We start from the raw sequence: 5,870 nt of genomic DNA, 5'->3' as shown, positions 1-5,870 counted from the left end.
AAGTCGGACGGACCGACTTCCCGCGCCGCGGTGTTTCCCGCGGGTGCGTCAGATCTGCACGCCGAAGTCCTGGGCGATCCCGGCCAGGCCGGAGGCGTAGCCCTGGCCGACGGCGCGGAACTTCCACTCCGCGCCGTTGCGGTAGAGCTCGCCGAAGATCATCGCGGTCTCGGTGGCGGCGTCCTCGGAGAGGTCGTAGCGGGCGATCTCGGCGCCGCCGGCCGCGTTCACCACGCGGATGTAGGCGTTGCGGACCTGGCCGAAGTTCTGGCCGCGGGCGACGCCGTCGTAGATGGTGACCGGGAAGGTGATCTTGACGGCCTCGGCCGGCAGGCCGGACAGGCTGATGTTGAGCGCCTCGTCGTCGCCCGCGCCCTCACCGGTGCGGTTGTCGCCGGTGTGCACGACGGTGTTGTCCGGCGTGCTGGTGTTGTTGAAGAACACGAAATGGGCGTTGGACAGCACCTTGCCGTCCGCGTTCAGGACGATCGCGCTGGCGTCGAGGTCGAACTCGGCGCCGGTCGTGGTGCGGACGTCCCAACCCAGGCCGACGGTGACCGCGGACAGGCCGGGGGCCTCCTTGGTCAGCGAGACGTTGCCACCCTTGGAGAGGCTCACTGGCATGACGATTGCAGTCCCTTCGTTCGCTTCGTGCGCTATTTCCCGGGACAACGCAATACTCCGGCGGCTTGGTTCCGCAGGAAGCGTGAATTCTTCGCGGGCGCCAATCGGAGGGCAAAGCCCGGGCAAAGCCGGTGTCAGACCCGCCGGAACCGGCCCTGCAGAGTCCAGATGTTCGGATTGTCGGCCAGGCCGGAGTGCATGTCGAAGAGGTCGGCCAGGGTGTCCTGGAGGAAGTCCCGGGCCTCGCGCCGCAGTTCGCCGTGGCGGACCACCACCGGCGGCTCGTCCGGCAGCCAGGTGGCGGTGACCTCGACCCAGTTGAAGCGGCGGGCGAAGCGCAGCAGCTCGGTGTTCTGGGTGAAGTCGAGGTCGGCGGTCTGCACCCGGGCGGCCCGGCCGCCGTCCGGGTCGCGGTCCAGGAGCTCGGCGACGTCGCACAGCGCCCAGGCGAAGTCGAGCACCGGAACCCAGCCCCAGGCGGTGGACAGGTCCGAGCCCTCGCCGTCCAGGTAGACGTCGCCGCAGAACAGGTCGTAGCGCAGGGCGTGCACGGACGCGGTGCGGTAGTCCGTCTGCGGGGGGTCGGGGAAACGGTTGGAGAGGGAGTAGCCGAGCTCGATCACGTAGGCCATTGTCGGGGCTCGGAGCGGATCGGGGTAACCGGGTGCGCGGGCGCGGGGGCGTACCGATAACCGGGTGACCGGGCGGGCCGGGCGCGGGATGATGGACGCATGTCCGAGCCCATCCGCGTACGGGGGTCGGTGGTCGTCCCCGACGCCGAGCTCGTCTGGCGCTTCTCGCGTTCCTCCGGCCCCGGCGGCCAGCACGTCAACACCTCCGACTCCAAGGCCGAGCTGCGCTTCGACCTGGCGTCGACCGGGGCGCTGCCCGAGGTGTGGCGCGAGCGTGCGCTGGAGCGGCTGGCCGGTCGGCTGGTGGACGGCCGGGTGCTGGTGGTCCAGGCCTCGGAGTTCCGCTCGCAGTGGCGCAACCGGGAGGCGGCCGCGGCCCGGCTGTCGGCGCTGCTGAGCGAGGCGTGCGCGCCGCCGCCGAAGGCCCGGCGGGCGACCAGGCCGAGCCGGGGAATGGTCGAGCGGCGGCTGACCAACAAGCGGCTCCGCTCCGAACTGAAGCAGGGCCGCCGGGCACCGCGCGGCGGCGAGTAGCCGGCGGGCGGTTCAGCCGAGGGTGCGGTAGCCGCCGCGGAAGTAGAGCAGCGGGCGGCCGGCCGGGTCGGGGACCACAGCCTCCAGGACGCGGCCGAGCAGCAGGGTGTGGTCGCCGGCGGGTATCCGCTGCTCGGTGCGGCACTCGACGGTGGCCAGCGCACCGTCGATCAGCGGGGCTCCGGTGCGCGGGCCGCGCCGGTGCGGGGTGTCCGCGAACAGCAGCCGGTCGCTGAGCCGGCCCTTCATGGCGAACCGGGAGCCGAGCGTCTTCTGTCCCTCGGTCAGCACCGAGACCGCCCAGGTGTCCGTCCGGGAGAGCACCTCGTCCATCCGTGAGTCCTCGCGGACCGAGATCAGTACCAGCGGTGGCTCCAGCGACACCGAGAGGAAGGACGTGGCGGTCATGCCGACGTCCTCGCCGTCCTCCGGGTCGTGGACGGTCACCAGGCTCACGCCGGCGGCGAGCTGGGAGAGGGCAGCCCGGAACTCGTCGGGCGTGGCGTGGGGGGCAGCTTCGGGCTGCGGGGACGGGTACACGTACCGCACGGTAGTCGTCACCCGGGAGGAACGGCATCGGGCCTTGGTCGTAGGACCGGCGCTCCGGCCGAAGGGTTGCGCCCGGTGGCCGAACTCACCCTCAGGAGTGAAGCGGCCGGACCGGCGGGCCCAGTCGGCTTCAGTCCGGGGCCCATGCGGTCGACCACGAGAAATGTGCCGATAGCGCTTTATGTCCCGCTATGGGACAGATGAACTGATTAAGGGCGCATTAGTGTCGTGTGATTTAAGTCACAAGTGATGGCCTATTGCTGACCGAGCGTGCCGAGCGCTGTGCTCCCTGTGATTCAGTTCTTCTGGCAATCGGACGATAACCAATCAAGAACTATCCGAAGCAGCCGGGGAGCCCCCGCATGGAAGCCGAGTCGGAGCCGTACGTCCGTCTCGCGACCCTCCGCACCTTGCACCGGGTCGTGGCGGACCTCAACGCTGCCCGCAGCCTCGCTGGCACGCTCCAGGCCGTTGTCGAAGGCGCGGTGCACGGGCTCGGCTTCGACGCCGCCGCCGTCAGCCTGGTCCGGCCGGACGGCGACCTCGTGGTGGCAGCCGTCTGGGAGCTGGAGGAGAGCCCGATGGGCGGCCCCTCCGTGCTGCTCGGCCAGGTCGGTTCCCGGGAGTCCTGGGACCGGCTGCTCGGCGTCAGCGACCACTGGGGCACCCTGCGTTTCCTGCCGTACGACCGCGGCTGGGCCGTCGCCAGCGACATCCCGCGCTGGATCGGGGACAGCCCGCTGCCGGTGTACGCCAACGACTGGCACCCCGCGGACGGGCTGCTCGCCCCGATGTACAGCGCCGGCGGCGACCTCCTCGGCGTCCTCTCGGTGGACCGCCCGCGCAGCGGCAAGCGGCCCGGGGCGTGGACCCGCGAGGCGCTGGAGATGTTCTCCCTGCAGGCCTCCATCGCGATCGGCAACGCCCGGCTGCGGGCCGAGATGCAACGCGCGCTGGCCCGCCTGGAGAAGGAACAGCAGGCGCTGCGGGCCAGCGAGGAGAGCTTCCGCCAGGCCTTCGAGTACGCGCCGAGCGGGATGGCGATCACCGAGCTGCACGGCGTCGGGCGCGGCCAGCTGACCAGGGTCAACGACGCGCTCTGCCGGCTGCTCGGCCGGCCCCGGGCGGTGCTGCGGCAGCAGAGCTTCGCCGACCTCGTGCACCCCGAGGACCGGGCGCTGCTGGAGCGCACCAGCGCCGAGAGCGGCCGCGCGGAGCTGCGGCTGTCCCGGCGGGACGGCGGCTACCAGTGGGTCTGCCTGCGCAACTCGATCGTCGCGGACGCGGCCGAGGGCCCGAGCTTCCTGCTCACGCACGTCGAGGACATCGAGGACCGCAAGCGGCACGAGTTCCAGCTCGCCCACCGGGCCAGCCACGACGCGCTCACCGGGCTGCCGAACGGCGCCGAGCTCAAGACCCGGCTGGCCCGCCGGCTCTGCGCCCAGCCGCAGCCGGTCGGCGCCGCGGCCGGCCAGGTCGAGGCGGCCTACCCGCAGCCGTACGGCTACCCGGCCGACTCCTACAGCGCGCACACGGCGCACGAGCGGCTGGAGGGCGCGGACCCGTACGCCGGGCCGGTGCACGGCTACGGACTGCCCGAGGGCCTGCCGAGCGGGCTCGGCGCGGGCTACGGGGAGCACGTCCACGCGGTGGTCCCGGCCGAGTACGGGCCGGGCGGCGAAGCCTGGTCGGCGCCGTTCCGCTCCGGGGGCGCGGCGGCGGTGGACAAGGGGCTCGCGGTGCTCTTCTGCGACCTGGACGGCTTCAAGTCGATCAACGACCGGTTCGGCCACAACGCGGGCGACGCGGTGCTGGTCGAGGTCGCCCGGCGGCTGAGCCAGGCCGTCCGGGACGGTGACACGGTGGCCCGGCTCGGCGGTGACGAGTTCGTGGTGCTGGCCGACGGGATCGGCCGCGAGGAGGCCAAGGACCTCGCCCACCGGCTGCGGGGCGCCATCATCCCGCCGATGAGGATCGACGGACGGGCGATGCGGGTGGGGGTGAGCCTCGGGGTCGGCTGGGCCGGCTGCGGGATGAGCATCGAGGAGGTGCTGCACACCGCCGACGAGCGGATGTACGACGAGAAGCGGGCCCGGGGCGGGGCGGTGCGCGGGGCGCGCGGCGAGCGCTCGCACCGGCGCGCGGGCTGAACCGGCGGACGGCCGGTGCGGGCTCGGGTCCGCCCAGGTCGGCCCGGGTTACCCGTGAGTTGTCAAGGGGTCTTTTCCCGCCGTCACATACGACAGGTAGGGTTCCCGGTACGACAGCGTCCATGATCTGCGCCGCCCGCAGCAGGCGGCGCACCGGATGGGGGAGCAGACCACCGTGACGACCGCCGGCAGCAACGGAGTGCCCGAGGGCCAGGGGGGCGGTGCCCCGCAGGACGACGACCCGTTCGGCTACCTCTACCGCCCGGCCGACGGTTCCACCGGGCAGCCGGCCGAGCCGCAGCAGGGGGTCCCGCGCACGTCGTACAGCCGCCCGATGGAGGTCGGGCGCGCGCAGTACGGCTATCCGCAGCGGGCGCAGCAACAGCAGCAGCCGTACGGCCAGCAGGGCATGCCGCCGCAGGGGTACCCGGGCGGTCAGCCGCAGGCCCCGTACGGCGGTCAGCCCGGATCGCCGCAGCAGCCCGAGTACGGTGCCGCGCCCACCCAGCAGACCCGCTACGCGGAGCACTCCCGGCCGCAGCCGGGGGAGGAGCCGCGCAGCAGCGGCCGGAGCAAGGGCGCGGTGATCGGCGCGGTCGCCGTGGTCGCGGCGATAGCGATCGGCGCCGGCATAGCGCTCTCCACCGGGGACCCGGACGACACCAAGAACAGCAAGGGCGGTACCGCGACCACCGCCCCGCCGGCCCCCAACAGCCCGGCGCCGACGGCCACGAACGCGAGCGCCGGCCCCACGTCGAGCGCCACCGCCATCTCCGGGCCGACGAGCGTGGACGCGGGCCAGCTCCAGGCGCAGAACGCGCCGTCCGGCAACAGCGTCAAGGGCGCCAAGTCCGCCGACGGCAGCTACCTGACGCTCCAGCCGGGCGGTTCGGTGACCTGGACCGGCGAGGTCGCCACGGCCGGGACGTACAAGCTGAGCGTGCACTACAACTACTCGGGCGCGGACCTCAAGGGCAGTGCCGTCGTGAACGGCAAGGACTGGCCGTCCGGGCTGATGTACAAGGTCTACGGGGCGCCCCCCAAGGACCAGACCGCCTCCTGGTTCTCCACCTGGATACTTCCGCAGTTCCAGGCCGGGCCGAACTCGGTGACCTTCACGGTGCCCTCCGGTGCGGTCCTGATCGACCAGATCACCATCGAGCCGAGCGGCTGACGCCACCGCGGACGCGACGTGGCCGCCCGTTCCCCTCGGGGGCGGGCGGCCGCGTCGTGTTCCGGGCGTCGCTCAGTCGGCCCTGACGGGCCGGAACGTCTCGCCGCCGAGCACCCAGCGGCCGCGGCGCATCACGGCGACCAGGTCGTAGCTCTCGGAGTCGACCACGACCAGGTCGGCGAGCTTGCCGGTCTCCAGCGAGCCGAT

At 72.6% G+C, this 5,870-nt stretch carries 6 protein-coding genes; 3 read left to right on the top strand and 3 right to left on the bottom strand.

Features of this window, described 5'->3' with window-relative positions:
• Nucleotides 1-48: 48 nt before the first annotated feature.
• Nucleotides 49-624: a TerD family protein gene (locus tag ACWGJO_RS40655; RefSeq protein WP_359909342.1), complete on the bottom strand. Its 576-nt coding sequence runs from the start codon at nt 622-624 to the stop codon at nt 49-51.
• Between the two features lie 134 nt (nt 625-758).
• Nucleotides 759-1,247 (bottom strand): hypothetical protein, encoded by a 489-nt coding sequence (locus tag ACWGJO_RS40650; protein WP_452190832.1) that lies wholly within the window; start codon nt 1,245-1,247, stop codon nt 759-761.
• 108 nt (nt 1,248-1,355) lie between these two features.
• Here ACWGJO_RS40650 and arfB point away from each other — a divergent pair, with 108 nt between their 5' ends.
• On the top strand, nt 1,356-1,790 hold the full coding sequence (gene arfB, locus ACWGJO_RS40645; protein WP_359909336.1) for an alternative ribosome rescue aminoacyl-tRNA hydrolase ArfB: 435 nt from the start codon (nt 1,356-1,358) through the stop codon (nt 1,788-1,790).
• Nucleotides 1,791-1,802: 12 nt separating this feature from the next.
• On the opposite strand, the gene ACWGJO_RS40640 is transcribed toward arfB, so the two are convergent.
• Nucleotides 1,803-2,339, bottom strand: coding sequence for a flavin reductase family protein (locus tag ACWGJO_RS40640; protein WP_387695577.1), 537 nt, complete (start codon nt 2,337-2,339; stop codon nt 1,803-1,805).
• 362 nt (nt 2,340-2,701) lie between these two features.
• Here ACWGJO_RS40640 and ACWGJO_RS40635 point away from each other — a divergent pair, with 362 nt between their 5' ends.
• Together ACWGJO_RS40635 and ACWGJO_RS40630 are read left to right on the top strand one after the other, a co-directional pair.
• The gene (locus ACWGJO_RS40635) at nt 2,702-4,489 is read left to right on the top strand and encodes a diguanylate cyclase domain-containing protein (RefSeq protein WP_452190831.1); all 1,788 of its coding nucleotides are present in this window, start codon (nt 2,702-2,704) and stop codon (nt 4,487-4,489) included.
• Between the two features lie 157 nt (nt 4,490-4,646).
• On the top strand, nt 4,647-5,663 hold the full coding sequence (locus ACWGJO_RS40630) for a hypothetical protein (protein ID WP_452190830.1): 1,017 nt from the start codon (nt 4,647-4,649) through the stop codon (nt 5,661-5,663).
• Nucleotides 5,664-5,870: the final 207 nt, after the last annotated feature.

It is taken from the genome of Kitasatospora sp. NPDC054795 (assembly GCF_053611565.1).
The sequence above is the reverse complement of the archived record's forward strand: the minus strand, read 5'-3'. Positions and strand labels throughout refer to the sequence as shown.